The sequence below is a fragment of the Rhizobium ruizarguesonis genome (genome assembly GCF_017357285.1).
GTDB classification, from domain to species: domain Bacteria; phylum Pseudomonadota; class Alphaproteobacteria; order Rhizobiales; family Rhizobiaceae; genus Rhizobium; species Rhizobium ruizarguesonis.
This window is the reverse complement of the sequence record NZ_CP071679.1, coordinates 19,377-44,539: the sequence shown is the minus strand read 5'-3', so window position 1 is coordinate 44,539 and position 25,163 is coordinate 19,377. Positions and strand designations below refer to the sequence as shown.

The 25,163-nt window shown below is 61.8% G+C and carries 26 protein-coding genes; 7 read left to right on the top strand and 19 right to left on the bottom strand.

What is annotated here, in order from left to right:
• Positions 1-110: 110 nt before the first annotated feature.
• On the top strand, positions 111-359 hold the full coding sequence (locus J3P73_RS24760; protein WP_024319786.1) for a hypothetical protein: 249 nt from the start codon (positions 111-113) through the stop codon (positions 357-359).
• A 45-nt stretch (positions 360-404) separates the two neighbouring features.
• Here the strand turns inward: J3P73_RS24760 and J3P73_RS24755 are convergent, their stop codons facing one another.
• Together J3P73_RS24755 and J3P73_RS24750 are read right to left on the bottom strand one after the other, a co-directional pair.
• Entirely contained in the window at positions 405-818 is a 414-nt protein-coding gene (locus tag J3P73_RS24755) for a type II toxin-antitoxin system VapC family toxin (RefSeq protein ID WP_024319785.1), read from the bottom strand.
• A complete protein-coding gene (locus J3P73_RS24750) occupies positions 815-1,063 on the bottom strand; it encodes a plasmid stabilization protein (RefSeq protein WP_130657064.1) in 249 nt (82 codons plus the stop codon). Before J3P73_RS24750 ends, J3P73_RS24755 begins: the two co-directional genes overlap by 4 nt.
• A 238-nt stretch (positions 1,064-1,301) precedes the next feature.
• Between J3P73_RS24750 and J3P73_RS24745 the strand changes: the two genes are divergently transcribed.
• A complete protein-coding gene (locus tag J3P73_RS24745; RefSeq protein WP_130663284.1) occupies positions 1,302-3,119 on the top strand; it encodes a methyl-accepting chemotaxis protein in 1,818 nt (605 codons plus the stop codon).
• Positions 3,120-3,166: 47 nt separating this feature from the next.
• Here J3P73_RS24745 and doeB read toward each other — a convergent pair whose 3' ends face one another.
• From doeB to ehuR, 10 genes are all read right to left on the bottom strand, one after another.
• Entirely contained in the window at positions 3,167-4,174 is a 1,008-nt protein-coding gene (gene doeB / locus J3P73_RS24740) for a N(2)-acetyl-L-2,4-diaminobutanoate deacetylase DoeB (RefSeq protein WP_130687395.1), read from the bottom strand.
• Positions 4,175-4,181: 7 nt separating this feature from the next.
• Complete coding sequence (doeA, locus tag J3P73_RS24735) at positions 4,182-5,363, bottom strand: ectoine hydrolase DoeA (protein WP_130687396.1); 1,182 nt, start codon at positions 5,361-5,363, stop codon at positions 4,182-4,184.
• Between the two features lie 32 nt (positions 5,364-5,395).
• A complete protein-coding gene (eutC, locus tag J3P73_RS24730; protein WP_130687397.1) occupies positions 5,396-6,388 on the bottom strand; it encodes an ectoine utilization protein EutC in 993 nt (330 codons plus the stop codon).
• Positions 6,385-7,386, bottom strand: a complete 1,002-nt coding sequence (gene eutB, locus J3P73_RS24725; RefSeq protein WP_130687398.1) for a hydroxyectoine utilization dehydratase EutB — start codon at positions 7,384-7,386, stop codon at positions 6,385-6,387. The genes eutC and eutB overlap by 4 nt, the downstream gene beginning before the upstream one ends.
• A 4-nt stretch (positions 7,387-7,390) precedes the next feature.
• Positions 7,391-8,170, bottom strand: a complete 780-nt coding sequence (gene eutA / locus J3P73_RS24720; RefSeq protein ID WP_130687399.1) for an ectoine utilization protein EutA — start codon at positions 8,168-8,170, stop codon at positions 7,391-7,393.
• Positions 8,171-8,172: 2 nt separating this feature from the next.
• Positions 8,173-8,832, bottom strand: a complete 660-nt coding sequence (gene ehuD / locus J3P73_RS24715) for an ectoine/hydroxyectoine ABC transporter permease subunit EhuD (RefSeq protein ID WP_018480607.1) — start codon at positions 8,830-8,832, stop codon at positions 8,173-8,175.
• A 4-nt stretch (positions 8,833-8,836) separates the two neighbouring features.
• Positions 8,837-9,496 carry an ectoine/hydroxyectoine ABC transporter permease subunit EhuC gene (gene ehuC, locus J3P73_RS24710; protein ID WP_130687400.1) on the bottom strand — a complete coding sequence of 220 codons (660 nt, stop codon included), beginning with the start codon at positions 9,494-9,496 and terminating at the stop codon, positions 8,837-8,839.
• Positions 9,497-9,675: 179 nt separating this feature from the next.
• Entirely contained in the window at positions 9,676-10,524 is an 849-nt protein-coding gene (ehuB, locus tag J3P73_RS24705) for an ectoine/hydroxyectoine ABC transporter substrate-binding protein EhuB (protein ID WP_130687401.1), read from the bottom strand.
• A 56-nt stretch (positions 10,525-10,580) separates the two neighbouring features.
• Positions 10,581-11,366, bottom strand: coding sequence for an ectoine/hydroxyectoine ABC transporter ATP-binding protein EhuA (ehuA, locus tag J3P73_RS24700; protein ID WP_130687402.1), 786 nt, complete (start codon positions 11,364-11,366; stop codon positions 10,581-10,583).
• Positions 11,367-11,488: 122 nt separating this feature from the next.
• The gene (ehuR, locus tag J3P73_RS24695) at positions 11,489-12,874 is read right to left on the bottom strand and encodes a MocR-like ectoine utilization transcription factor EhuR (RefSeq protein WP_130663290.1); all 1,386 of its coding nucleotides are present in this window, start codon (positions 12,872-12,874) and stop codon (positions 11,489-11,491) included.
• Positions 12,875-12,975: 101 nt separating this feature from the next.
• Here ehuR and J3P73_RS24690 point away from each other — a divergent pair, with 101 nt between their 5' ends.
• The 5 genes from J3P73_RS24690 (at position 12,976) to J3P73_RS24670 (ending at position 18,166) form a co-directional block, all read left to right on the top strand.
• Complete coding sequence (locus J3P73_RS24690) at positions 12,976-13,473, top strand: Lrp/AsnC family transcriptional regulator (RefSeq protein ID WP_130687403.1); 498 nt, start codon at positions 12,976-12,978, stop codon at positions 13,471-13,473.
• 120 nt (positions 13,474-13,593) lie between these two features.
• The gene (locus J3P73_RS24685; RefSeq protein WP_130673609.1) at positions 13,594-15,090 is read left to right on the top strand and encodes an NAD-dependent succinate-semialdehyde dehydrogenase; all 1,497 of its coding nucleotides are present in this window, start codon (positions 13,594-13,596) and stop codon (positions 15,088-15,090) included.
• A 42-nt stretch (positions 15,091-15,132) separates the two neighbouring features.
• Positions 15,133-16,512 (top strand): aspartate aminotransferase family protein, encoded by a 1,380-nt coding sequence (locus tag J3P73_RS24680; protein WP_130673608.1) that lies wholly within the window; start codon positions 15,133-15,135, stop codon positions 16,510-16,512.
• A 13-nt stretch (positions 16,513-16,525) separates the two neighbouring features.
• Entirely contained in the window at positions 16,526-17,599 is a 1,074-nt protein-coding gene (locus tag J3P73_RS24675; RefSeq protein ID WP_130687404.1) for an alcohol dehydrogenase family protein, read from the top strand.
• Between the two features lie 171 nt (positions 17,600-17,770).
• Positions 17,771-18,166, top strand: a complete 396-nt coding sequence (locus J3P73_RS24670) for a DUF4112 domain-containing protein (RefSeq protein ID WP_024319770.1) — start codon at positions 17,771-17,773, stop codon at positions 18,164-18,166.
• Between the two features lie 27 nt (positions 18,167-18,193).
• On the opposite strand, the gene J3P73_RS24665 is transcribed toward J3P73_RS24670, so the two are convergent.
• From J3P73_RS24665 to J3P73_RS24635, 7 genes are all read right to left on the bottom strand, one after another.
• Positions 18,194-19,153: an ROK family protein gene (locus J3P73_RS24665; protein WP_130663374.1), complete on the bottom strand. Its 960-nt coding sequence runs from the start codon at positions 19,151-19,153 to the stop codon at positions 18,194-18,196.
• A gap of 14 nt (positions 19,154-19,167) precedes the next feature.
• Positions 19,168-19,869, bottom strand: coding sequence for a ribulose-phosphate 3-epimerase (locus J3P73_RS24660; RefSeq protein WP_130663295.1), 702 nt, complete (start codon positions 19,867-19,869; stop codon positions 19,168-19,170).
• A 5-nt stretch (positions 19,870-19,874) separates the two neighbouring features.
• The gene (locus tag J3P73_RS24655; protein ID WP_130687405.1) at positions 19,875-20,684 is read right to left on the bottom strand and encodes an alpha/beta fold hydrolase; all 810 of its coding nucleotides are present in this window, start codon (positions 20,682-20,684) and stop codon (positions 19,875-19,877) included.
• Positions 20,681-21,526: a sugar phosphate isomerase/epimerase family protein gene (locus J3P73_RS24650; protein WP_130687406.1), complete on the bottom strand. Its 846-nt coding sequence runs from the start codon at positions 21,524-21,526 to the stop codon at positions 20,681-20,683. The genes J3P73_RS24655 and J3P73_RS24650 overlap by 4 nt, the downstream gene beginning before the upstream one ends.
• Positions 21,526-22,602, bottom strand: a complete 1,077-nt coding sequence (locus J3P73_RS24645) for a Gfo/Idh/MocA family protein (RefSeq protein WP_130663298.1) — start codon at positions 22,600-22,602, stop codon at positions 21,526-21,528. The genes J3P73_RS24650 and J3P73_RS24645 overlap by 1 nt, the downstream gene beginning before the upstream one ends.
• A gap of 135 nt (positions 22,603-22,737) precedes the next feature.
• Positions 22,738-23,883 (bottom strand): ABC transporter ATP-binding protein, encoded by a 1,146-nt coding sequence (locus J3P73_RS24640; RefSeq protein ID WP_018480621.1) that lies wholly within the window; start codon positions 23,881-23,883, stop codon positions 22,738-22,740.
• A gap of 338 nt (positions 23,884-24,221) precedes the next feature.
• The gene (locus tag J3P73_RS24635; RefSeq protein WP_130687407.1) at positions 24,222-25,163 is read right to left on the bottom strand and encodes a PfkB family carbohydrate kinase; all 942 of its coding nucleotides are present in this window, start codon (positions 25,161-25,163) and stop codon (positions 24,222-24,224) included.

Here is a 25,163-nt window from a genome sequence, read left to right as displayed (position 1 = left end):
GTTCTGAGACTGTCAAACCCATGCTCCTGAGTCATCGCGGGGATGGCCCATCCCGTAGGCTTGATGGCGCCATCCGAACCAAACCGTTATCGCCCAAGAGGAATCAGGAATTGTTTTTGCTGGAACGCGAGCCGGACATGTCGATGGAAATGGAGCAACCGACGGTCGTTACAACCTGGGAAAATCGAGCGCAAATCATCGAAATCATGAGCATCGCGCTAAAGACGAGCCAAGAATTTCAGCATCTTTGGCAGAGCAGCGGCGGAACGGGCCGGCTCAGTCAAGACGACACGGATAAACTGATCGCGCTGCTGCGGCAGATCGGCGACCTTAACGAAATGCTCATGCGATTGGCCTGAAAAGCGTCGATACTCGAGTAACAGCGCCAAGCATGTTCCGAGATGTCAAAACTCCCATGGGGAGATCAACTGAAGGCCCGTGGTCGCAAAATCGCCCAGATTTCGCGTCGCAAGTCGACCACCATTGACCCGTGCAATAGCGGCGATCATGCCATCCGGCGCTGACATCCCGCGCCCCTGACGAGCGGCCGAACCCAAAATGTCGCCATAAGCAAGAGCGGCCTCTTCGGTCAGACCAAAAATCCGGCCTGCAAAGCGACGACGCCAGTCGGACAGTCCCTGCTCGAGGCGTTCGGCTCGCTGATCAGGCCGGATCTTCTGGATACCGAAAGCGATCTCGGCAATCGTTACCGTCGGCAGAGCCAATTCAGCATCATGGCGGACGAGCCATGCGATCACGGCTTCATTGGGAGATTTTCTCAAAGTTTCCGAAACAATGTTCGTATCGAGAAAAATCAAAGCTCGATGCCCTTATGAACCTGCCTGCCTTCCTTGATAACGGCCTCAAGGTCGATGTCCGTCCCGCTTTGCTGCGAAAGCCTGGCATAGAAGGACGCAGCCGGCTCTCTTCCGGCTTCGCGTATTTCATACGATTCGAGGGCCCGTTCGACAATGTCGGCTATCGAGCGGTTTTCACGGCGGGAAAGCCGGTGAGCAAGATCACGCGCTTTTGCGCTCCGTACAGAAAGCTGAGGTTCGGCCATTCCGATCTCCTTTACGATGGGATATAAAGCCGTTAGCCATCAAGATGGCAAGTGATGGCTTGATAGCATGGCTTTCGCAAATCATCAACCCAATTTTGGACGGTTCCCTGGACCTTCAAGAGCTTGCTAAGCTCCGATGTCAAAAGAATTAACCATATTTCAGTGTTCTTGGCCAAATAATGCCATACGTAGATCAGGCCTCTCGAAGTAGAGAAGCCAAAGTTATTTGGAGACAGTCTTGGCATTCACTATTGCTCGCAGCTTGGTGGCGTTTGGTGTCGCCGTTTCAGCTGGCCTTTTCATGTCAATCGGTTTGCAGCAATCGGCGCTCGAACGGCTGAAGGTCAATGGTCCGGTCTACGAACAGGTGGTCTACGGCAAGGATTTGATCGCCGATATTCTACCGCCGCCTCTGTTTGTGGTCGAATCCTACATGCTCTCCTTTGAGGCGAGCAAATTTCCCGAACTCACCGACACCAATCTTGCCAAGATCGCGAATCTCAAAGCCGCTTACGACGACCGCCGCGCCTATTGGAAAACCACCCGGCTGCCGCAAGCTTTGAAGGACGAGCTTGAAAACGATGTCATCGCCAAGGGCGATGCATTCTGGGGAGTGATGAACCGTGAGATCATCCCGGCCTTGAATGCCAGGGATGAAGACAAGGCACATGGTGCGATCGAGCAGCTGCGCGTCGCCTTTCATTCGCATCAGGACGCGGTCGAGAAACTCGTTGCCAATTCCGACGCCTTCCTGAAGGGCGAGGAACGCAATGCGGCCTCGGAGATCGTGACCTGGACGATCTATGCCGGCGCTGCGGGCTTCGGATCGTTCGGGCTATTGCTGGTAGGGCTCTATCTTCTGCGACGCCGGGCGATCGTACCGCTCGATGGTATGAAGGCCTATATGGGCAATCTTGCTGAAGGCGATTTTTCGACTGACGTTCCCTACGCCAACCGTTCCGACGAGATCGGAGCCATGTCCAAGGCCGTCGCGGTATTCCGCCGCAACGCGCTCGAGCGGCAGGACGCACAGAAGCGTGAGACCGCACTTCGCGATGCGGAATTCGAGCGTGAACGCAGCCAGCTGGCCGAAAAGGCCGCCGAGGAGCAGATCCGAGAAACGGTGATCGATCAGCTGACATACGGACTGGAACAGCTATCGACTGGCAATCTCGATTGCCGGATCAAGACACCCTTCGCCGCTGCCTACGAGACTTTGCGCGCGAAGTTCAACGACAGTATGGACGCGCTTTGCGCTTCGATGGCTGAGATTGCCCAGACCTCCAAGCAAGTGGGCAGCTCCTCGGCTGGCATCACAGATGCAGCCGACAGTCTTGCGTCGCGCACGGAACAGCAGGCCGCAATGCTCGAAGAGGCGACAGCCGCGCTCGATGAAATGAATATCAAAGCCAAAGATGCCTCCGACCATGCCGGCAGGGCGACAGGCATGATGGCTCAGACCCGCACCAGCGCCGAACATTCGGCAGCCGTCGTTCGCGAAGCCATCGCCGCCATGGAAAAGATCGAAGGCTCATCCTCCCAGATTGGCGCCATCGTCAATGTCATCGATGAAATCGCCTTCCAGACCAATCTTCTGGCGCTCAACGCCGGGGTTGAAGCAGCGCGCGCCGGCGAAGCAGGCAAGGGTTTTGCCGTGGTCGCGCAGGAAGTGCGTGAACTTGCCATGCGCTCGGCCAACGCCGCCAAGGAGATCAGATCTCTGATCTCCACCTCCTCGGCCCAGGTCTCCACCGGGGTGGAGCTCGTCAACCGAACCGGCAAGGCGCTCCTGGAAATCGAAGGGCAAGTCGAGCGGGTTGCCGGCCTGATCGCCCGCATCGTTTCGGTGTCCTCCGAACAGGCGGTAGCGATCAACGAGATCAACGCCTCCGTCAACGCGCTCGATCAGGTAACCCAGCGCAACGCAGCCATGGCGGTCGAAACTGCCTCGGCCTGCCGGGCGCTCGGCAGCCAGACACAGACACTGGAGGGGGTGGTCAACCGCTTTCAGGTCGATGCGGGAGCCGGCACGTCCAGACCGCAGAAAGCTGCTTGAGGTGTGATCAGCCGTCGAAACTGATCCCCTCTGCCTGTTTGATCGCCTCAGCCCGTAACGATCGCCACGACGGCAACGCAGTCACCAGCCTTGACCAGCCCTGGGAAATGCCGGGCACAAAGAATACCGTTCATGCCGGCGCGGATATCGCGGGGCGCCACCCCGGTCCGCCCGGTCGGATAGATGCGAGCGATGACGGCATCGGCTGTGACGGCTTCACCGAGATCAATGACAGGTTCGATCAGCCCGCCCTCCTCTGCGAAGGAGAAGCAGCGGCCGTCCGGCATGTCGAGCCAGGTCGTCGGACCAGGATCGACGGCGCCGGCGACGATCCCTGCGTGACGCAGCACGTTCATCGTGCCGCGCTTGGCAATCGCAGCACTTTTGGCCGTGGCGGTGCCGCCGCCGCCGAGTTCCGTGGTGATGAAGATCTTGCCCATCTCCTCGGCCGCGGTGTCGTACATGCCGACCGCATCGATCTCCAGCATCTTCATCGAATAGGGAGCGGCAAAAGCCCTCACGAATTCGAAGGCTTTTTCCTCCTGTTGCTTGTTCGGCAGGATGTGGGCCGCGCAGAACGGCAGAAAATCGAGCGTCTTGCCGCCGGAATGGAAGTCGAGAACGACATCCGCCATCGGCAGAAGCACACGTTGGAAATAGTCGGCGATCTTCTCGGTCACCGTGCCGTCCGGCCGGCCCGGGAAGCTGCGGTTCATGTTGCCCCTGTCGATCGGCGAGGTTCTGGTTCCCGCTTGGAATGCCGGATAATTCATGACCGGCACGATGATGACAGTGCCGTTCACCTCTTCGGCCTTCAGCGTGCGGGCAAGATCGAAAAGCGCGATCGGTCCTTCGTACTCGTCGCCATGATTGCCGCCAGTCAGCAGGGCCGTCGGCCCTTTGCCGTTCCTGATGAGCGTTATCGGCACCACCACCGACCCCCAGGCGGAATCGTCGCGGCTGTAAGGCAGCCTCAGGAAACCGTGCTGGATGCCCTCGGCGGCGAAATTGACCGTCGCGCTGATCGGCGACGGTCGCAAGCCAATCTCTGTCATGACAGCCTCAATCCTTCACCATCAGCCTGCGCGGCACGTTGGCGAAGCATTCGACGCCGCTCTCGGTGATGAGGATGCTCTCGGTCGTCTCGAAGCCCATATCGTCGAGCCAGAGGCCGGTCATGAAATGGAAGGTCATGCCGGGCTTCAGCTCCGTCCGGTCGCCGGGACGCAGGCTCATGGTGCGCTCGCCCCAGTCCGGCGGATAGGAAAGGCCGATCGGGTAACCCGTGCGATTGTCCTTGACGATGCCGTATTTCTTCAACACGGCGAAGAAGGCATTGGCGATATCCTCGCAGCTATTGCCGGGTCTGGCGACCGCAAGACCGGCCTCCATGCCTTCCAGTGTCGCCTTTTCGGCGTCGAGAAACGCCTGCGTCGGCTTTCCGAGGAAGACGGTGCGCGATAGCGGCAGGTGATAGCGGTTGTAGCAGCCGGCGATCTCGAAAAAGGTGCCCTCGCCCTCCTTCATCGGCCGGTCGTCCCAGGTCAGATGCGGTGCGGACGCTTCGACGCCGGACGGCAACAGCGGCACGATCGCCGGATAATCGCCGCCGATGCCGTCGATGCCGCGGGTGCCGGCATCATAGATTTCCGCAACCAGATCGCACTTGCGCATACCGACCTCGATCTTGTCGAAGATACGGGCATGCATCGCCTCGACGATGCGGGCGGCATTGCGCATGTACCTGATTTCGGTCTCGCTCTTGACCGCGCGCTGCCAGTTGACGAGCGCGGTAGCGTCGACGAAGCGGGCGTTCGGCAGGTGCTTCTGCAGCGCCGCAAAGGCCGCCGCCGAGAACCAGTAATTGTCCATCTCGACGCCGATCGTCAGCTTGCCGAAGCCGCGCTCGGTCAGGATGCTCGAGAGGTAGTCCATCGGGTGGCGCTCGGTCGACTGCACATAGTGATCGGGATAGCCGACGATGTTGTCGTGCTTCAGATAGGCGGTGAACTTGGCGCCGTTGGCATCCTGGCCGCGGCCGAACCAGATCGGTTCGCCCTGCGGCGGCACGATCACCGCTTGATGCACATAGAAAGACCAGCCGTCATAACCGGTCAACCAAGCCATGTTCGACGGATCGCTGGCGATCAGCAGGTCTACGCCCTTCGCCTCCATGGCACGCCGTGTCTTTTCCAGCCGCGCGGCATATTCACCGAGCGAGAATTTGAGATTGGGCTGGGTCATGTCTCTTCCCTTCTTTTCCGGCGCCGCGCCGGTCAGCTTTCGAATGCGGTCCCGGCCTTCGCCGCGCCGGCGCGGGCAAAGGCGAGTGTGGCGATAGCGGTGTCCTGGATGCCGGTTCCGGTCAGGTCCGCGATGGTGATCTGGTCGTTGCGCGTCCGCCCCGGCGTCCGGCCGGCGACGATCTCGCCGAGCTCGGCAAAGACCGCATCGCCTGCGACCAGGCCGGCATCGATTGCGTGATGCAACTCGCCGAGACGGCGTGTCTGCTTCAAGCTGTCGGCGACGTAGAGGTCGGCAGCCGCAATGGCGGCCGGATGGATCTCGTTCTTGTGTTCGGCATCCGAGCCCATGGCCGTCAGATGCTGTCCGGGTTCCAGCCACCCGGCCTCGATGATCGGGATTTCCGACGGCGTGGTGGTGACGATGAGATCAGCGCCGGTCACCGCACCTCTGGCATCCGATGTGGCGGTGACGGGAAACCCGAGCTTTGCGGCCAATTCCATTGCCGCGGCTTTCGCCTTGGCAGCATCGCGCGCCCATATCCTCGCTTCGCGGATCGGCCGGACCAGCGTCAGTGCTTCGAGCTGCAGCCGCGCCTGCATACCCGCACCGAAGATCGCGGCCACGGACGCATTTTCCCGCGACAGATGTTTTGCCGCGACGGCGCCGGCTGCTGCGGTGCGCACGTCGGTGAGATAGCCATTGTCTAGCAGCAGCGCCTGCACCAGTCCGGTTCGGCTCGACAGCAGCACCATCATGCCGTTGGTGCTCGGCAGACCAATCTTTGGATTGTCGAAGAAACCGGGGCTGATCTTGATAGCGAAGCCCTCGATGCCGGGCACGTAGGCCGTCTTCACATCGACTTCGCCCCGATATTCCGGAATGTCGAGCCGCAGGATCGGCGGCATGGCGACGGCTTTGGTCGCAAGCGCTGCGAAAGCGGCCTCGACACAATCAACCGCATCGCGATCAAGCGTGATGACTTTCCTCAGTTCTGCTTCCGTCAGAATGATCATCCGGCTCATGGTCTCTCCTCGCCGCAGAGTGCCGCCTTGCCATTGATCACCCGCCGATGCTGTTCCATGTCGACATTCGCCCCGGACAGGATCGCGACGATGGGGCCACCGCCCCTGATTTTTCCGGCAAGCAGTGCGGCGATGCCGACCGCGCCCGCGCCTTCGACGATCTGGCGTTCGGCGGCATAGGCATGGCGCATGCCCACGGCAATTTCCGCTTCCGTCAGCAGGATGACCTCGTCGAGAAGGTCGCGGCACATGGCAAAGGTCACGCGATTGTCGAGGCCGATGCCGCCGCCGAGCGAGTCGGCAAGGCTCGGCACTTCCTCGACCTGCACCGGCCGTCCGGCATCGAGGCTCGCCTTCATCGCAGCCCCCTTCTCCATCGTCAGGCCGATCACCTTGGTCTTCGGACTGATGCCTTTGACCGCAGCCGCGACCCCCGCTGCTAGGCCACCGCCCGAGAGCGGCACCAGCACGGTCGCCGCCTCCGGCAAGGCGGCAATAATTTCGAGTCCCAGCGTCCCCTGCCCGGCCACGACATCAGGATGGTCGAAGGGCGGGACCATCACCAGCCCCTCCTCGCGAACCAGTCGGTCGACTTCCTGCTGCGCCTCGTCCTGCGACCCGCCGACGATGCGAACATCGGCACCGAGGCGGCGGATTTCCGAAACCTTGTTCTCCGGCACCAGCCGCGACATGCAGATGGTCGCAACCGCCCCTTCCGCCTTTGCCGCATAGGCAAGCGCCCGGCCGTGATTTCCGGTCGAGGCCGCGACGACACCGCGCGAGCGCTCTGCCGGCGACAAGGAGAGCACCGCATTGGTCGCACCCCGCAGCTTGAAGCTGCCGGTCGTCTGGTGATGCTCGAGCTTGAGATGGACAGGCGCGCCGGCCAATTCGCCGAGGGAAGCGGACTGCACCATCGGTGTGCCGATCACGCGGCCGGCAATCCGGCGTGCCGCAGCGCGGATATCCTCCAGCGAAACGGGCAAGGGGCTCACCATGATCTCAGCCTTCCCGATAGGGCTTGGTCATCAATTGACCGAGTTCGGGCCGCGCCTGATCATCGCCGCAAAGCCTCAGGCAGGCCCAGGCGGTCGCTAGATTGCTGGTGATCACCGGCTTGCCGGTCTCCCCTTCAATGCGGGCGGCGACCTGGGCGGCACGCACCGCCGTACAGGAGATAAACAGCGCATCGGACTGCGGCGCCAGCGCCTGGCGTGCGAAGGCAAGGATCTCGTCCGGTGCGATCCGCGCCATCTCGCGGTCATCGGTAAGGCCGAGACAGGTGAAGCGGTCGATCGCAAAGCCGAGATCCGAAAAATAGTCCGCCATCGGCCGGCTGGTCTCGATCGTATAGGGCGTCAGCACCGAAATCCGTCTGGCGCCCAGCGCCTTCAGGCCGGTCACGGCGGCAGCCGTTGGCGTCACGACGGGAACGCCGGGCTTGGCCGCATGGATCGCCGCCTCGATGTTCCGGTCGCCGATCACCACCGAAGCGGAGGTGCAGGAATAGACGACCGCATCGAGCGCCTCCTCCGGCAGGATCAGTGCCGCGCCTTCCGTCAGCGACGGCTGCATCCGCAAGAGGTTTTCCGGTGTGACCGGATTGGCATAATGGATGCGGCTGACATAGACGCCGAGGCGAGCGCTGGCGACCATACGCTGGAAGTCGACTTCCGTCGTATGGTCCGTCGCGAGGATGATGAGGCCGATGCGCTTTTCCAGCGGCCGATCTTCCAGTCGCGGCAGCCGGCCGGTAGCGATGATCTCGATCTCTACGGTCATGGTCAGTCATCCATCCTGGCATAGCGTTCCTCAAGCCAACGTAATCCCACGACCGAGATCAGGCTGATGACGAGGAAGAAAACGCCGACCAGCGTCATCGGCTCGATGTAGCGGTAATTGCTATTGGCGATGCTCTTTGCCTGGTTCATGAGTTCGAGCACGGTGATCGCCGAAAGCAGCGGCGTCTCCTTGAACATGGCAATGAAATAATTGGCGAGCGCCGGGATCATCGGCGGGATCGCCTGCGGCAGGATCACGTGGATCCAGGCCTGGCGCGTCGACAGATTGGTGGCCTTGGCTGCCTCCCATTGTCCACGCGGCACGTTCTCGATGCCGGCGCGATAGACCTCGGCGGTATAGGTCGCATAGTGAATGCCCATGCCGATGACGCCGGCGACCAGCGGCGCCAGCCGGATGCCGATATCCGGCAGCACGTAGAAGATGAAGTAGAGCTGCACCAGCAGCGGTGTGCCGCGGATGAATTCCGAGACGAAGCCGACCGTCCTGGAAATGCCGGCGACCGGTGAGCGCCGCGCAATGGCAAGAGCCAGGCCGACGATCATGGCGACGGCAGCGCCGAGGATGGTCGCGAGAAGAGTGATCTTGAAGCCTTCGAGAAGGGTCGGCATGATCTGCCAGACGAAGTCCCAATCCCATTCCATCTGATCAGGTCCTTATGCCGTCGAGGCTGCGCGCCATCCGCCGCTCCAGCCAGCGCATCGTCGCGGAGATCGCCCAGGCCATGAGGAAATAGAGGATGAGGATTGTCGCGAAGGGCACCAGCGTATTGCCGGTCTGCGCCCGCACCACCTGCGCCTGGAAGGTCATATCCGTCAGCGAGATCAGCGAGACGACGGCCGTGCCCTTCAAGAGTTCGATCGCATTGTTGCAGAAGGTCGGCAGCATCAGCGGCAGCGCCTGCGGCAGGATGACGTGGCGCATGCGCTGGGTTCGCGAAAGGTTGAGCGCGATGCAGGCTTCCGACTGTTCGCGCCCGACGGCCTTGACGGCGCCGCGCACCACTTCCGCCGCATAGGCGCCGACGTTCAGCCCGAGCGCCAGCACGCCCGCCTGCAGCGGCGTCAGGGTCAAGCCCGCAAAAGGCAGCACGAAATAGACCCAGAAGAGCTGGACGAAGATCGAGGTGCCGCGGAAGAATTCGATATAGGCCGTCGCCAGAGCCCGCACGGCGAAGAAGCGCGACAACCGGCCGAGGCCCGCCAGGAAGGCCATCACCAGCGCCAGCGCAGATCCCATGATCGTCAGTTCGAGCGTCACCAGGGCGCCCTCAAGGATCAGTGTCAGATAGCCGGACCATACCGACATCGGCAACTCACTTCCTAGAGCATATCGCGCAAAACTGTGCAGCGGTTTTGCGATAACGACATGCGTAAAACAAGGACCTAAAGCGCGAGGAGCGCATCTGAAAGATCGCGACGCGCTTTAGGAGATCGTTCGGGGACGATCCGGCCATGCCTGGGGCATGGCCGGCTGCTTACCCCTTGTTACTTCGCCGCGGCGCAGAGCTTTTCGCGGCTCGTCGACATCGCCGCCTTGGCCGAGAAGCCGTAGGGCTCGATAATCTTGGCGAATTCGCCCGATTCCTTCAGCTTCTTCAGCTCGACGTCGAAGGCGTCGCGGAGCGCAACATCCTGCTTGCGGAAGGCAGCGCCATCGCAATAGACCGGCGCATTGACGACGGGTGCGACGGTTTCAAGGTTCGGATCGTTCGCCTTGGCCATCAGGTCATGGATCGAAAGGACCGGCAGCGAGTAGACGTCGATGCGGCCATCCTGCAGCATCTTGATGCCGCTCTGGCCATCCGGAACGACGATGACGCGGTCACGCGGCACGCCGGCTTCAAGCGCCAGCTTCTCTTCGGTCCCGCCGCCCGGCGCGCCGATCTTGGCGTCCGGATTGTCGGCGATATCCTTGTAGCTTGTCAGCTTCAGCGGATTGCCCTTCTTGAGAGCGAAAGCCTCGGCGTCGCAAAGGATCGGTTCGGAATAGGCGACGGCGGCGCAACGCTCAGGCTTCATGAAAAGGCCCGCCGTGATCGCGTCGTGGCGGCCGGCCTGCAGGCCGGGGATCATCGCGCCATATTCCGAGATCGAGGCGACCACTTCCTTGACGCCCAGCTTTTCGAAGATTGCGCGCGCCACGTCGGGGGCGGCGCCGGACACCTTGCCGTCGGCGCCGACCGCCGTGAACGGCGGCTCGTTGGCGATAGCGATACGCGCAAAGCCCTGCTCCTTCAGCTGTTCGAGCTTGTCATCGGCGGCAGAGGCCGGGCCGGCGGCCGTGATCAAAAGCACCGACAGGCTGGCGGCGCTCAAAAAATATCCTGCATTCATCGTTCCCAACTCCTCTGATTTTCCTTGAGCCTTGTTCTTGCGGGCAATGTCTGAGTTCAGACGCGGTGCCCCGCCGCAATGATCTTGCGCAGGAAGGTCTGCGTCCTCTCCTGCGTCGGATTGCGAAAGATGTCGCTCGGCTTGCCTTCCTCGACGATCTTGCCGCGATCGAAGAACAGGACACGGTCAGCGAAATCATGGGCAAAGCCCATTTCATGCGTGACGAGAAGCATGGTCATGTCGGTCTCGGATGCCAGCCGCCGCATGACGTTCAGCACCTCCTCGACCAGTTCCGGGTCAAGCGCCGAGGTCACCTCGTCGAACAGCATGATCTTCGGCGACAGCGCCAGCGCCCTAGCAATGGCGACGCGCTGCTTCTGTCCGCCGGAAAGCTGCGCCGGAACGCTCTTTGCCTTGTCGGCCAAGCCGACCATGTCGAGCAGTTCCATCGCCCGCTTTTCGGCCACGGGCCGCTTGATGCCCTTCGTCAGCATCGGCGCCAGCGTCACGTTGTCGAGCACGCATTTATGCGGGAACAGATTGAAATGCTGAAAGACCATGCCGATCTTTTCGCGCATGCGATGCAGATGCCGTTCGTCGGCGGGCACCAGCCCGCTGCCATTTGGCATATGGTAGAGCTGTTCGCCGTCGACCTCGATATGGCCGCCGCTGATCGTCTCCAGCGTCATCAGAATGCGCAGGATCGTCGTCTTGCCGGAGCCGGATGGCCCGATCAGCGCCAGCTTCTCGCCCGGCATGACATTCATCGACAGGCCGTCGAGCACGGTCAGCGGGCCGTATTTCTTGACGATGTTGTCGATGCGGATGATGGGCGGAAGCATTCATGTCTCTCCCTGTTGAGACAAGCAATGTCCTAACGATGACGGCCCATCAAAATCATGTCAATTCGTAAAATAATATCATGACAATTATTCTGCATGCGCTCAAATACAAGGCATCGGCATCAGATCGCAAGCAGCAGCTCTTCCGGATTGCCCTGCGCCAATGAGGCGACGATGCCGAGCCCGGTCCGCAACTCGCTTTCCGTCGTCGAACCAAGCGAGATGCGCACGGCCGGCGTCCAGCCCTGATCGGCGGTGTGGAACGATTTGCCAGGCGCGATCGCCACACCCCGCAGCCTTGCCTGCGAAACGAACCCATCCTCCGTATGATTGCCGGAGAGTGGCAGCCAGACGTGCAGGCTTTGCGGATGCGCCCGGTAGGTAAGGCCCGCCAGCATCTCCGCCGCGATCGCGTGCCGGCTCAAAAGCGCACGGCGCTGCCAGTTGACCAGTTCCATTGCCGTGCCGTCGCTGACCCAGCGGGTGGCGATCTCGGCCATGGCAGGCGTCGCCATCCAGTTGGAGACGAGATGCCGGTTGGCGACGGCGGCGACATAGCGATCGGGTGCGGTGAGATAGCCGATCCGCAGGCCCGGAACGGTAATCTTGGTGAAGCTCGTGACGTAGAGCGTCCGCTCCGGCGCAAACGCGGCCATCGGCGGCGCACGACCCTCGACCATCGGGCCGAGAATATCGTTTTCGATGATCGCGATGTCATGTTTGGCGGCGACAGTGGCGAGCGCCTGTCTACGTTCCGCGCTCATCAGCGCCGCCATCGGATTGATCACCGAGGGCTGCAGGAAGATTGCCCGGATCGGTCCCTTCCGGCAGGCCTCGTCCAGCGCCTCGGGGATCATGCCTTCCTCGTCGATCGCCAGCCCTTCGAGGTGCAAACCGAGATAGGTGGAGAGCGGAACGAGCGTGTGATGGCTGATCGCCTCGGTCGCAACCGTCGAGCCGGGCGGGGCGACGCTCATCAGCGCCACCGTCATCCCCGATGTCGCACCGTTCGTCACGCTGACGTTCAGCGGCGATACCTCCAACCCGCAGCGCGCCAGCCATTCCGTGGCGACCGCGCGATGGCGCGGAAACACCATGTTCGGCCTGAAGGAAAGGGCGGAGCTGGAGGGCAGGTTTTCCGAAAGCCAGCCGAAGGCCTGCCGCAGCCTTTCCAAATGGATCTGCTCGCAGACCGGCTTCAGGATCGACAGATCGATCACCTCGCCCAGCCTTTCCGGCAGATAGGGCGGCTCCGGCTCGCGCGGCCTGGTCTGGACAAAGCTGCCGCGTCCGATCTCGCCTGATATCAGCCCCCGGCGGATCAACTCGTCATAGGCGCGGCTGACCGTCTGCACCGAAAGATGCAGATCATCCGCCATCTTCCGGTGCGGCGGCAATTGTGTGCCATCGCTGAGCTTGCCGTCCGTGATCGCGTTTGCGATCTGCTCGGCAAGCGAGAGATAAGCCGGACGGCGGAGTTGCGAGGGATCGGGGCGCCACTTTGTCATGATTTTAACACTGCTGAAAATCAGTTCAATTGACAATGCAAAAATGCGCTCCCATTGTCTTTTCCCTGCGATTGAAATGATTTCTTTCTAAAGAAAGCACCATGAAGCTCGACGCCATCGACCTGCGCATTCTCGACGCCGTCCAGCGCGACGGCCGCATCACCAAACTGGCGCTGGCCGAAAAGGCCGGACTGTCGCCGACACCGTGCTGGATGCGGCTGCGCAAGCTCGAAAAGGCGGGTGTTATCACCGGCTATCACGCACGCATCGCGCCACGGCGCATCGCGCCGGTCGCCAGCGTGATGATGGAAGTGACACTCGCCAATCACCGCCAGGCGGATTTCGAACGCTTCGAGCGCGCCGTGACCGCAATCCCGGAGATCGTTGCCTGCTGGTCGGTCGGCGGCGGCGTCGATTACATCCTGAAGATCATCGCCCCCGATATCGACGCCTATCAACGGCTGGTCGACGGGCTTCTCGACCGCGAACTCGGCATCGACCGCTACTTCACCTACATCGTCACCAAGACGGTGAAGGAGGAAACAGTCCTTCCGGTCTCTTCCTATACTGCGACCGGTGAAGAACAGACCACGTCGTAGACAATCTCTCTGCCAGGCCGCCATCCTTTAGACCATCTCTCTCTTTTCGCATCCCCCAACAGACAATCTCTCGCCCGCTCCCGTGGAAGACTGACGTCAACCGCCACGAGGAGACTTGATATGACCGCCGTTTTTGCCCGCCCCGCCTTTCATGACGCGCTGTCGCGGCTTGGCGACCGTCATCTCCTGCGCGATCTGGCCTATGTCGGCGGCCGCTGGATCGCCGGCCAATCAGGGAAAAGTTTCGAGATCACCGATCCCGCCTCTTCGGCGACGCTGGCCTGGGTTGCAAGCCTTGGCGCCGACGAAACGGCAGTGGCGATCGATGCTGCGTCGGAGGCTTTCGCCGGCTGGCGCGCAATGCTGCCGCAGAGCCGCGCGGCGATCCTGCGCAAATGGTTTGAGCTGATGCTGGCAGCCAAGGAGGATCTGGCGCTGATCATGACGCTCGAACAGGGCAAGCCGCTGGCGGAATCGCGTGGCGAGATCGATTACGCCGCCTCCTTCGTCGAATGGTATGCCGAGGAAGGCAAGCGGCTGAACGCCGAAAGCGTCACCAGCCATCTGCCCGGCGCGGAAATGATTGTCCGGCGCGAGGCGCTCGGCGTCGTCGGCATCGTCACGCCCTGGAATTTCCCCGCTGCCATGCTCACCCGAAAGGCTGCCGCGGCGCTGGCCGCCGGCTGCACGGCCGTCGCCCACCCCTCCTCAGAAACGCCGCTTTCGGCACTTGCCCTTGCCGAGCTCGGCGAGCGGGCGGGCATTCCCGCCGGCGTCTTCAACGTGGTCACCGGCAATGCTGCAACGATCGTCGGACGGATGTGTGCCGATGTCCGCGTGCGTGCCATGAGCTTAACCGGCTCCACCGGCATTGGACGGCTGATCGCCGCCCAATGCGCACCGACCCTGAAGCGGCTGGTGATGGAACTCGGCGGCCACGCCCCGCTGATCATCTTCGACGACACCGACATCTCAAAGGCGGTCGAGATCGCCGTCAACGCCAAGTTTGCCACATCAGGCCAGGATTGCCTTGCCGCCAACCGCATCTTCGTCCAGCGCCGGATCGCCAATGCCTTTGCCAAGGCCTTCGCAGACCGCATTGCCGAACTGAAGGTCGGTCCGGGGCTCGAGGATGGCGCCGAGATCGGCCCGCTGATGCATGAACGCGCCGTCGCCAAGATCGAGGAACAGGTCGCCGACGCGCTGGCGCGCGGCGCGCAGCTCCTCACCGGCGGCAAGCGCCACAAGGCCGGCCGACTCTTTTATGAGCCGACGCTGCTGACCGATGTGCCGGCGGATGCGCTGATCATGCGCGAGGAGACTTTCGGTCCTGTGGCGGCCATTACCGCCTTCGACACGGAAGACGAGGTTATCGCCCGCGCCAACGATACCGAATACGGCCTCGTCGCCTATATCGTCACGGAAAACGGCGCCCGCCAGATGCGCCTCGGCCGCGCACTGGAATACGGCATGGTGGCGGTCAACCGCGTGAAGATCACCGGCGCTCCCATTCCCTTCGGCGGCTGGAAGCAGTCCGGCCTCGGACGCGAGGGTTCACGCCATGGGCTCGAGGCCTTCACCGAGCTCAAATATCTCTGCATCGACACGGCCGCCTGACCCCATTTCAAGTGAGCCCCCATTTCAAGAAAGAGGCTAGACATGCTCGACAGAAGCAACGAACTCACCGCCTGGGACCGCGATCACTTCTTCCATCCCTCGACCCATATGGGTGCGCATGCTCGTGGCGAGACGCCGACCCGTGTCGTTGCCGGCGGCGAAGGCGTCTACATCACCGACACGACAGGACGCAAAAGCCTCGACGCCTTTGCCGGCCTCTATTGCGTCAATGTCGGCTACGGCCGCCAGAAGATTGCCGACGCGATTGCCGAACAGGCGAAGAACCTCGCCTATTACCACGCCTATGTCGGCCACGGCACGGAAGCTTCGATTACGCTGTCGAAGATGATTATCGACCGCGCGCCCACCGGCATGAGCCGCGTCTATTTCGGTCTCTCCGGCTCGGATGCCAACGAGACCAACATCAAGCTCATCTGGTACTACAACAACATCCTCGGCCGTCCGGAAAAGAAGAAGATCATCTCGCGCTGGCGCGGTTATCACGGCTCCGGCGTCATGACCGGCAGCCTCACCGGCCTGGCGCTCTTTCACAACGCTTTCGACCTGCCGCGCGCACCGGTGCTGCACACCGAAGCACCCTATTATTTCCGCCGCCTCGACCGGTCGATGAGCGAGGAGCAGTTCTCGCAATATTGCGCCGACAAGCTTGAAGAGATGATCATTGCCGAAGGCCCGGAAACGATCGCCGCCTTCATCGGCGAACCCATCCTCGGCACCGGCGGCATCGTGCCGCCGCCGAAAACCTACTGGCAGAAGATCCAGGCCGTGCTCGACAAATATGACATCCTGCTCGTCGCCGATGAAGTCGTCACTGGCTTCGGCCGCCTCGGCACGATGTTCGGTTCGGACCATTACGGCATGAAGCCGGACCTGATCACCATCGCCAAGGGCCTGACCTCGGCCTACGCTCCCCTTTCCGGCACAATCGTTTCGAACAAGATGTGGCAAGTCCTGGTGCAGGGTTCCGATCAGATGGGCGCGATCGGTCACGGCTGGACCTATTCCGCCCACCCGATCTGTGCTGCCGCAGGTATTGCCAATCTCGAACTGATCGACGAACTCGGCATTGTCGAGAATGCCGGCACGACCGGTTCCTATTTCCGCTCGGAACTGGAAAAGGCGGTCGGCGGCCACCGCAATGTCGGCGAAGTCCGCGGTGACGGGCTGATGGCGGCCATCGAATTCGTCGAGGACAGGGACGACCGCACGTTCTTCGATGCCGGCCGCAAGATCGGCCCGCAGGTCGCATCCGCCCTCCTCGAACGCGGCGTCATCGGCCGCGCCATGCCGCAGGGCGATATCCTCGGCTTCGCCCCGCCGCTCTGCCTGACACGCGAGGAGGCAGACATCGTGGTCAAGGCCGCGGCGGATGCGATCGAAACCGTCTTCAAGAACATCTGAGGGAGAGATCTGCATGACGATCCCGGAAAAGATGGCGGCCGTATTGCTCACCGGCCATGGCGGTCTGGATAAGCTCGTCTATAGCATGGACGTGCCCGTTCCGAGGCCCGCGGACGGCGAGGTTCTGATCCGCGTCACGGCCTGCGGCATGAACAATACCGACGTCTGGGTCCGCCAAGGCGCCTACGGCACCGAGGACGATCCGTCCGCCGTCTCCACATGGCGCAGGCAAGGCAATACGCTGACATTCCCGCGCATCCAGGGCACCGATACGGTCGGTCATATCGTCGCCGTCGGCGCCGGCGTTAATCCGGCGCGCATCGGCGATCGCGTCATGGTCGACTTCTCGATCTATAACCGCGACGACGACAGCCTCGCCGACATCGATTACATCGGCCATGGCCGCGACGGCGGTTATGCCGAATACATGGCGCTGCCGGCCGAGAATGCCCATGTCGTCGCAACCGATCTGACCGACGTCGAACTCGCCACCTTCTGCTGCGCCTATCTGACCGGCGAGCGCATGCTGGAACGGGCAAGGCTGTCGGTCGGCGAACGCGTCCTCGTGACCGGCGCCTCGGGCGGCGTCGGCTCGGCGATCATCCAGCTCGCGCGTGCCCGCGGCGCCATCCCGATCGCGGTCGCAGGTCCTGGCAAGGAAGCGGCGATGCTCGATATCGGCGCCGAAGCGGTTGTAACCCGCGGCAAGGGCGATCTGGTAGAAGCCATCCATTCCGCCAGCCGTGGCCAGCCGATCGATGTCGTCGCCGATCTCGTCGGTGGACCGCTGTTCAACGATCTTCTGAAGATCCTGCGCCCCGAAGGCCGCTACACGACAGCTGGCGCCATCGCCGGCCCGGTCGTCCAGCTCGATTTACGGACCATGTATTTGAAGCAGCTGGAGCTGCACGGCTCGAGCCAGGGAAGCCGCGCCGACTTCCGTCGGATCGTCGGCTATATCGAAAGCCGGAAAATCCGGCCGCTCGTCGGCGGCGTCTATCCGCTGTCGGAATTCCACCGCGCACAGACCGATTTCATGGCGAAGAACTTCGTCGGCAAATTGGTGGTGGTTCCCGACGCAAGATGATCCTTGCTTTCGCGGCCGAACCTTGTCGGGTTTGCCGCGTTTCACGGCCATGGAATATCATCATGGCACCGAGCTTTCGCTGCGTCGGACTATTTCGCAGCAATGCGATGACATCCTTCCCGCGCCCTCACTCGAGGAGGCGGAACGGTCGTTCGCGCCCAAAGGTCGCTGATGCCAGCCTCCGCCAGCACGAAACACCTGACGTCCATCGAACTTGGAAGAATTCGGCGCGCCGTCGGCATAGCGCGCCTGATGGATACCGCGGTCAGATTGCCTGTCATCGGCGTGCGGATCGGCGCGGACTCGGTTCTCGGGCTCATCCCGGCCGTCGGCGACATTGCCGGATCCCTCATCGGTCTTTTCATCATCGATGAGGCACGACGTCTCGGTGTTCCCACCCACAAGCTCGCCCGCATGGCCGTGAATCTCGGGATCGACGCCGCCGGCGGAACGGTTCCGCTGATCGGCGATCTTTTCGACGTCTATTTCAAGTCTCATCGCCGAAACGTCGGCATCATTCTCGATCATTTTGGGATCAGCGAAGACGAACTGAACCAGCGTATTTGACGACGCCGATCGCTTCGCCGGTTTGGATCACGTCCGAGTGACCTTCCCGGCCAGAAACGCCAGAGCGGCTGCGCCGACGAGGCCTGAGTTCTGGTCCAATGCCGCCAGCATTACCCTGACATCCTTGAATGCCGGCATTGCCCATTGCGTGATGTAGCTTTGAATGCCCGGTTGCAGCCGATCGAACTCGTGGGAAAGTCCGCCCCCCATCACGATAATATCGGGGCTGAAGATATGGATCAGGCTGGTGAAGCCGCGACCGAGAATTTCCGCTTCCTCGTCAACCAGTTGATTTGCCAGACGATCGCCATCTCTTGCGGCCGCGAAAACGCTGCGGCTGTCGATGGCGCCGCCATCGCTGCCTATCGTTGTCTCGCCAGATTCCATAGCCCTCATCTGGGCGCGGCGCGCAAAAGCCGTTCCGGATCCGTAGGCCTCGAAACATCCTCTGTTGCCGCAGGGGCAAAGCTCTCCGTCCGGCACGACCGACATGTGCCCGACATGGGCTGCCATGCCCTTGCGGCCGCGCACGACGCGACCATCCGACACAACGCCACCGCCAATGCCGGTGCTCACGGTGACATAGACCAGATTATCCAGGCCCTTGCCGGCTCCGAACTGCCACTCGCCGATGGCAGCGGCGATAGCATCATTCTCAAGGTCGACCGGAAACGGAAACCGCTTCTGCAACTCCGCCTTCAGCGGAAAGTCGACAAAGCCGGAGAGGGTCGGGATATGCGAGGCGACACCGGCGACCGTATCGAGCGGGCCTGGAGCGGATACGCCGACGCCAACCACAGAGGCAGGGTTCGATGCTTCAAGCAGTCCATCGGTCAGTCCGCAAATCTGGTCGAGCACGCGGGCGGGGCCTGCCAGCGCATCCGTTGATTCGGCTGCGCGCGCCAGAATCCTGCCCTGCTCGTCAACGAGGGCAGCGCGCACCTGCGTCCCGCCGAGGTCGATTCCAATGGCAACCTGCTGCTGCATGTGAAGACCATGAGTTAGAGTGCGCGCACCCATGCCATCCGCTCGTCGAGCGATGGCGCATTGAAAGCCAGAGAACCGAGAACGACCGTTTCCGCACCGGACTGGCGCAGGAGAGGCACAGTGTGCTCGCGAATGCCGCCGTCGGCCGCCAGCACGATCCGATGCGCCGCACTGCAGCCGCCGATAATCTGCTTTGCCTGCTGAAGCCGCGCACTGGCCTTCTCGTCGAGGCCCTGGCCCTTCACGCCGATCGCCGTGCCGAGCAGCGTCACAAAGCTCAGCCGGGAAGCATATTTCTCGACCCGCTCGACAGGGGTGTCGACCTTGAGCACCATGCCGGCGGCGACACCGCGGCGGTCGAGAAGATCAAGAGCCTCGTCGGCGACGCTTTCGTTTTCAACATGGAGACTGATCAGGTCGCTGCCCGCATCGGCGAACTGCTCGATCTGCGACAGGAGGATGCTGTCGGCGACCATCAGGTGAACATGGATCGGGCGCGAGGACACTTTGCGCACGCCGGCAACAAGATCAGGGAAAAACAACATTGCCGGTGCGAAATGGCCATCGGCGACATCGATGTGGAGAATGTCGACGTAAGGATCGACGCGTGCCAGATCGTCCGACAGACGGACGAGATCGGCCGACCAGACCGAGAATTCGGCAATCAGGCGATCCTTCGGAAGATCGGCGATCCAGGTCTTGGAGGGGGTCGTCATTGTTTTCAGAGCTCCTTCAGAAAATTGCCCATGGCAAGCCGGAAGTCGGCGACGTATTGCGGGCGGCTCTCGGTCTTCGATGTGATCTGCACCAAACGCGCGCCGGCAATCCGCTCGGCAAGAGCACGCGCATGGCTGAGAGGATGAATGCTGTCCCGATCATGGCCGATGACCAGCGTCGGTACAGTGAGATTGCCGACCTCCTCGTCGGTCACATCAGGACCGTCATTGGAAATCCTGGTGAGCAGCTCGGCGGTCACTTCCAAAGGCGTGCGGGAGAAAAAGCCGGCAAGCGAGGCCAGATTGTCCGGCGCCTCGGCGGCGAGCCGCACGCCCACCGGCCCGGCAAGGAACGCGGTCTTTGCCTCGCCCAGTGGCAGAGTTTTCAAAAGATGCCCGACTTCGGCATTGGGTGCCATATTCTCCGGCGCGGGTGCCGTCAGCCAGGCCGGCCTTGCAATGATCAGAGCCTTGACAAGATAGGGTCGCTTGACCGCGAGACGCAAGGCGATCGCAGCACCCATCGAGATGCCGCCGATGACCATCGGCGGCGTAAGGTTTTTCTCGATATAGGCGGCGATATCATCGCAGAAGGTCGCGATCGATAACCGCTCCGGATTGCCGGCTTGGGAATGGCCGTGGCCGCGCGCTTCGATGGTAACCCGGCGAAAACCCGCTTCGAGCGGAAAGACTTCGTCGGTCTGCGCCACGTCTCCGCATAGGCCGTGCTGGAATATGACGGACGCGCCCTCGCCCGCCATATCGACATTGAGAATAGTCCCGTCGCTGGTTTCGAACGGTTGCGCCCGTCTCATGCTCCTGCCCCCGCAGCTTCACCGCCGAGACTGCTCTTCAAGAAACTCGCCGCACCGGCCGCCTCCGAAGCCGAAAGGCCATGCGTGACGAGACTGCCCTTAAAGCCGATCGCCTTGAGACGGCCGAGATAATGCGCGTAGTCGAGGACACCTTTGCCGGCGGTCGCGAAACTGCCGTTCGGATTGCGATCTTTCGCATGCGCCATGACGATCCGATCGGCCAGAAGGTCGATGGCGGAAGAGACAATACTCCGCTGCTCATCCAGCGTCGCGACCTCAAAGAGATTGGCCGGATCGAGCACGATCTTGATGCGGGGGCTCTTCAGTGCCGCGATCAGCCGATAGGCTTTCTCAGCCGAGTTGACGACATTGGCAAGCTCGGGCTCGATGCCGAGATCCACATCGTAGCGCTCGGCGATCTCGATGGCCGCGCCCATGGCGTCGAGGAGATCCCGCCAAGCCTCCGGCGTGTCGTTGTCGGCATGCGCCTTCCACTGGTCGATGGGGTCGCGTGTGCCGGTGCAAAGCGTGATCAGAGCCGTCGACATGCCAGCGCAGCGTTCGGCCAGCGTTGCCAGTCTGCGAAGGCCGGCCTCGCGCACGGCGGGATCCGGATGGATCATGTTGAAGGTGCCCGAAACGGCAACGATCTCGACGCCGCTTTCGCGCGCCGCTTCGGCGACCGAGCCGGCCTGGACTTCCGTGATGATCTCCGGCATCGGCGCAAGGCCCGAGCAGGCCATATTATATTGTGCGCAGGTGAACCCGGCCGCGGCGACCGAGTTGAGAACGGTTGCGGGTTCCGTTCCCTCGAAGGTCTTTGCGAAGATGCCGAGCTTCATCACACGCCACCCGTGACGTCAGCCAGCGCAACCGCCTTGCCGCTTTCGACGGAGCGCGCGACGGCAACCATGGCCCGGACGGATGCCAGGCCATCATCGATATCGGCGCCTTCCATCACCGCGCCATCCAGAATGGTACGGGCGAAGCCCTCGACCTGACGGCGGTAGAAATGGCCGTCGGCACCGAGAACGCGATGGGTCGCGCCGTCCGCTTCCCGGAAAATGTCCACCTCGCTGGTCTTGTAGTACCATGGGTTATAGGTCTTGCCCAAAATGCTGCCGTTCTTGCCGTAGATCTGGAAGCCTTCGTGCCAGTCCATGCGCACCTGGACGGTAAGATCGAGATGGCCGAGCGTGCCGGAGGCAAATTCCACGTCCACGAACCAGCACCAGATACCGGCGCGCTCCGACAGACGAGCGTTGACGGAGACGATGTCGCCGGCGAAATAACGTGCCGTGTCGATTAGATGGCAACCGTGCGCAAGCATGTAGTAACGCCGCAGGTCGGCTTTCGGATTGGCGGAGGGTTTCTTCGCATTGGCGCTGGTGACGATCAGCGGCTGGACCGCATCGGTCATCGGATAGCGATGCGTGCTGTCGCAATACCATGCTTTGAGAGCGACCATCTCGCCCATTTCATCGCGGATGAAGGACTTGGCAGCCTGGAGCCCCGCATCGAAACGCTTCATGTGTCCGACCTGGAACACCTTTCCCGACTTGTCGACCACAGCCTTCAGTTCAAGGCATTCCTCGATGGTGACGCCGACGGGTTTTTCGCAGAGGACATGCTTGCCCGCCTGAAGGGCGCGTAGAGAAGCCGGGACGTGAAAGGCATCGGCCGTCGCGATGACCACGGCATCGAGGTCGGGATCGGCCAGCATCTGATCGTAATCGCCATAGGTTTTTTCCGCCCCGTGGGTGATTGCCATGCGTTCGCGGAGATCTTCGGCAACGTCGCAAATTGCATAGAGGTCGGCATTGGCTGCCTTGGTGCAGCTCTCGAAATGCGCGGCCTGGGCAATCTGGCCCGCTCCCAATACGCCGATGCGGAGACGTCGTTCCTGTTTTGCTGGCATCGATAAGCCCTTTGGATCGGATATTGAAGATGAATGCTGGTTTCGGCTTCGGATGGAATGCATTGAAGACATCGAACGTCGCCGACGTCTTCTGGCCGGACTGCCACCGGCGCCTGGCGGCTCTCCCTCGTCACATCACAGCGCCATATGCGTTTGAGGGTGGAAAAAGTGCAGTTTCGCCGGGTCGATGGCCAGATCGATCGACTGGCCCGTCTCGACCGCGCTGACCGCTTCGAACCGCGCGACGGCATTGGCGGCCCCGCTCAGGTCCTCGACGGCATCGGGGTCGCCCGAGTCGATCCGGACCGCGTCGATCTTCAAATGCACGATCAGTTCGGAGCCGAGCTCCTCGATCGACTTCACGACAACCGGGATCGTCGGATGGGAGGCTCCAGACGGCAACCGGCTGTCGTAGAGGTCCTCGGGCCTGACCCCAAAGATCACGTCCTTTCCCTCGAAAGCGGAAAGACCGGGAGCGCGCTCGAAAGCGCCGCCGGACAAGGGAATGGAGAAGCCCGGCAGATGGATCCGTCCGCTCGCCAGACGCCCTTCGAAAAGGTTCATCGACGGCGAACCGATAAAGCCGGCGACAAACGCATTGACCGGGCGGTGATATAGAGCCTTGGGCGTATCCACCTGCTGAAGCACGCCGCCCTTCAGCACCGCGACCCGATCGCCCATGGTCAGCGCTTCGGTCTGGTCGTGCGTCACGTAGATCGTCGTCACGCCCAGCTGTCTCTGCAGGCTGGCGATCTCCGCCCGCATCTGAACGCGCAGCTTCGCATCGAGGTTCGAGAGCGGTTCGTCCATGAGGAATGCCGCGGGTTCGCGGACCATGGCGCGTCCCATCGCAACACGCTGGCGCTGGCCGCCGGAAAGCTGCGCGGGCTTGTTGCCCAGCAAGGGCTCCAGCTGCAGGATCTTGGCGATTTCGTGGACGCGCTTGGTGCGTTCGGCCTTGTTCTTTCCGGCCAGCTTCATCGAAAAGGCAATGTTGTCGAAGACGGTCATGTGCGGATAAAGCGCATAGCTCTGAAAGACCATGGCAATGTCCCGGTCCTTGGGCGCGAGATCCACGACGTCCTGACCGCCGATGCTCAATGTTCCGCTGCTGATTTCTTCGAGCCCGGCAATCATGCGCAGAGCGGTCGATTTTCCGCATCCGGATGGACCGACCAGAATCAGAAACTCGCCATCATGGATCGTCAGGCTCAGATCCTTGATCGCATGGTAGCTGTTTCCATAGGTCTTGCAGATTTTGTCGAGTACAACCACAGCCACGTCTCATCCTCCCGTGCCAGTCCGGATCACATCTTCACACGGCGCTCCCCGCCGTCTCCGATCGTTTCGACAAGAAGGCTCAGGACTGAGCTTCAAAGTCAACAAAAGATTCGAGGATAATTCGCCGAAGATCGCCAGAAGTTTTTCATATCTATTTGAAAAAATTAAATCTTCTTCTATAAATTAAAAATCAATTGCGGAACTATATTTTTTATCGCGCGTAATTTTTTGATGGAAGTACAGCTGTTGAGAGATCGCTCAATGCGATTCAATGACACGTCACCCGTGAGGCTCTGTTGGGGCGGTCGACCGGAGCCGGCACCCATCGCCGCCCGCGCTCATTTTTGGCATCCCGGCATCGGCATTGGCACAGGCGTATTCTCCGCCGCCATCCATGCCATGCACGTCTGGTGATCTGGCAGGCCTCTGCGCCCTCCCCGTGCGGTCACGGAAATGGCGGCCGCCGCCGTGGCATAGGCAGTGCATTCAAGTGGGCGCTTGCCCTCCGCAAGGGCAAGGGCGTAGGCACCGTGAAAACAATCACCGGCGCCGGTCGTGTCGACCGCCTGTACCTGATAGGCCGGCATATGCCACCGGGTGGCATCGCCCTTCTGGCGGAAGTAGGTCCCTCGTTCGCCATCAGTCAGAACAACCGCGGACCGATCCTTTGACCAGAGCTGATCCAGGATCATCGTTGGATCACCCTCGCCGGTGTACTCCCGTCCGAAGGCAATCGGCAGCACCAGGTGATCTGCGAAAGCCAGGATCCGGTCGGTCGCGGCACCGACCGTCCATTCGATATCGGCAATCACGGCCAGGCCCAAGGCGCGTGCGCGCGCCACGACACTTTCGGAGTGCGTGGCATAGCCATCGATCAGCAGTACCGGGGCCTGCATCAGAACATCGTCGGGCAGCGCATCCGACGTGCCGTGCAGCACATTGTCGTCATAGGCGATGAACCGGTCGCCGTCGGGACCGACCGTGATCACGGAGCGGATCGGAGCGGCATCCGCGTGGCGGGGAGCCAGCGATATGTCGACACCGTCGCGCTCGAGCTCGCTGCCCGCCATGTCGGCCGTTGTCTCATCGCCGAGCCAGCCGATGAAGCCGGCGCGACCGCCGAGCCGGGCGACGGCAACAAGAGCCGTCGCCACGTTGCCGCCATGGTCCGTGGCGCGCTTCGTCACCTTCCCCTTGCCGGCCGTCAGCCCCCGATCGACATAGATGATGTCATCGATTGCCAGGGCGCCGAAGCCCAGAACCTGGAAAGGGCGCGACAC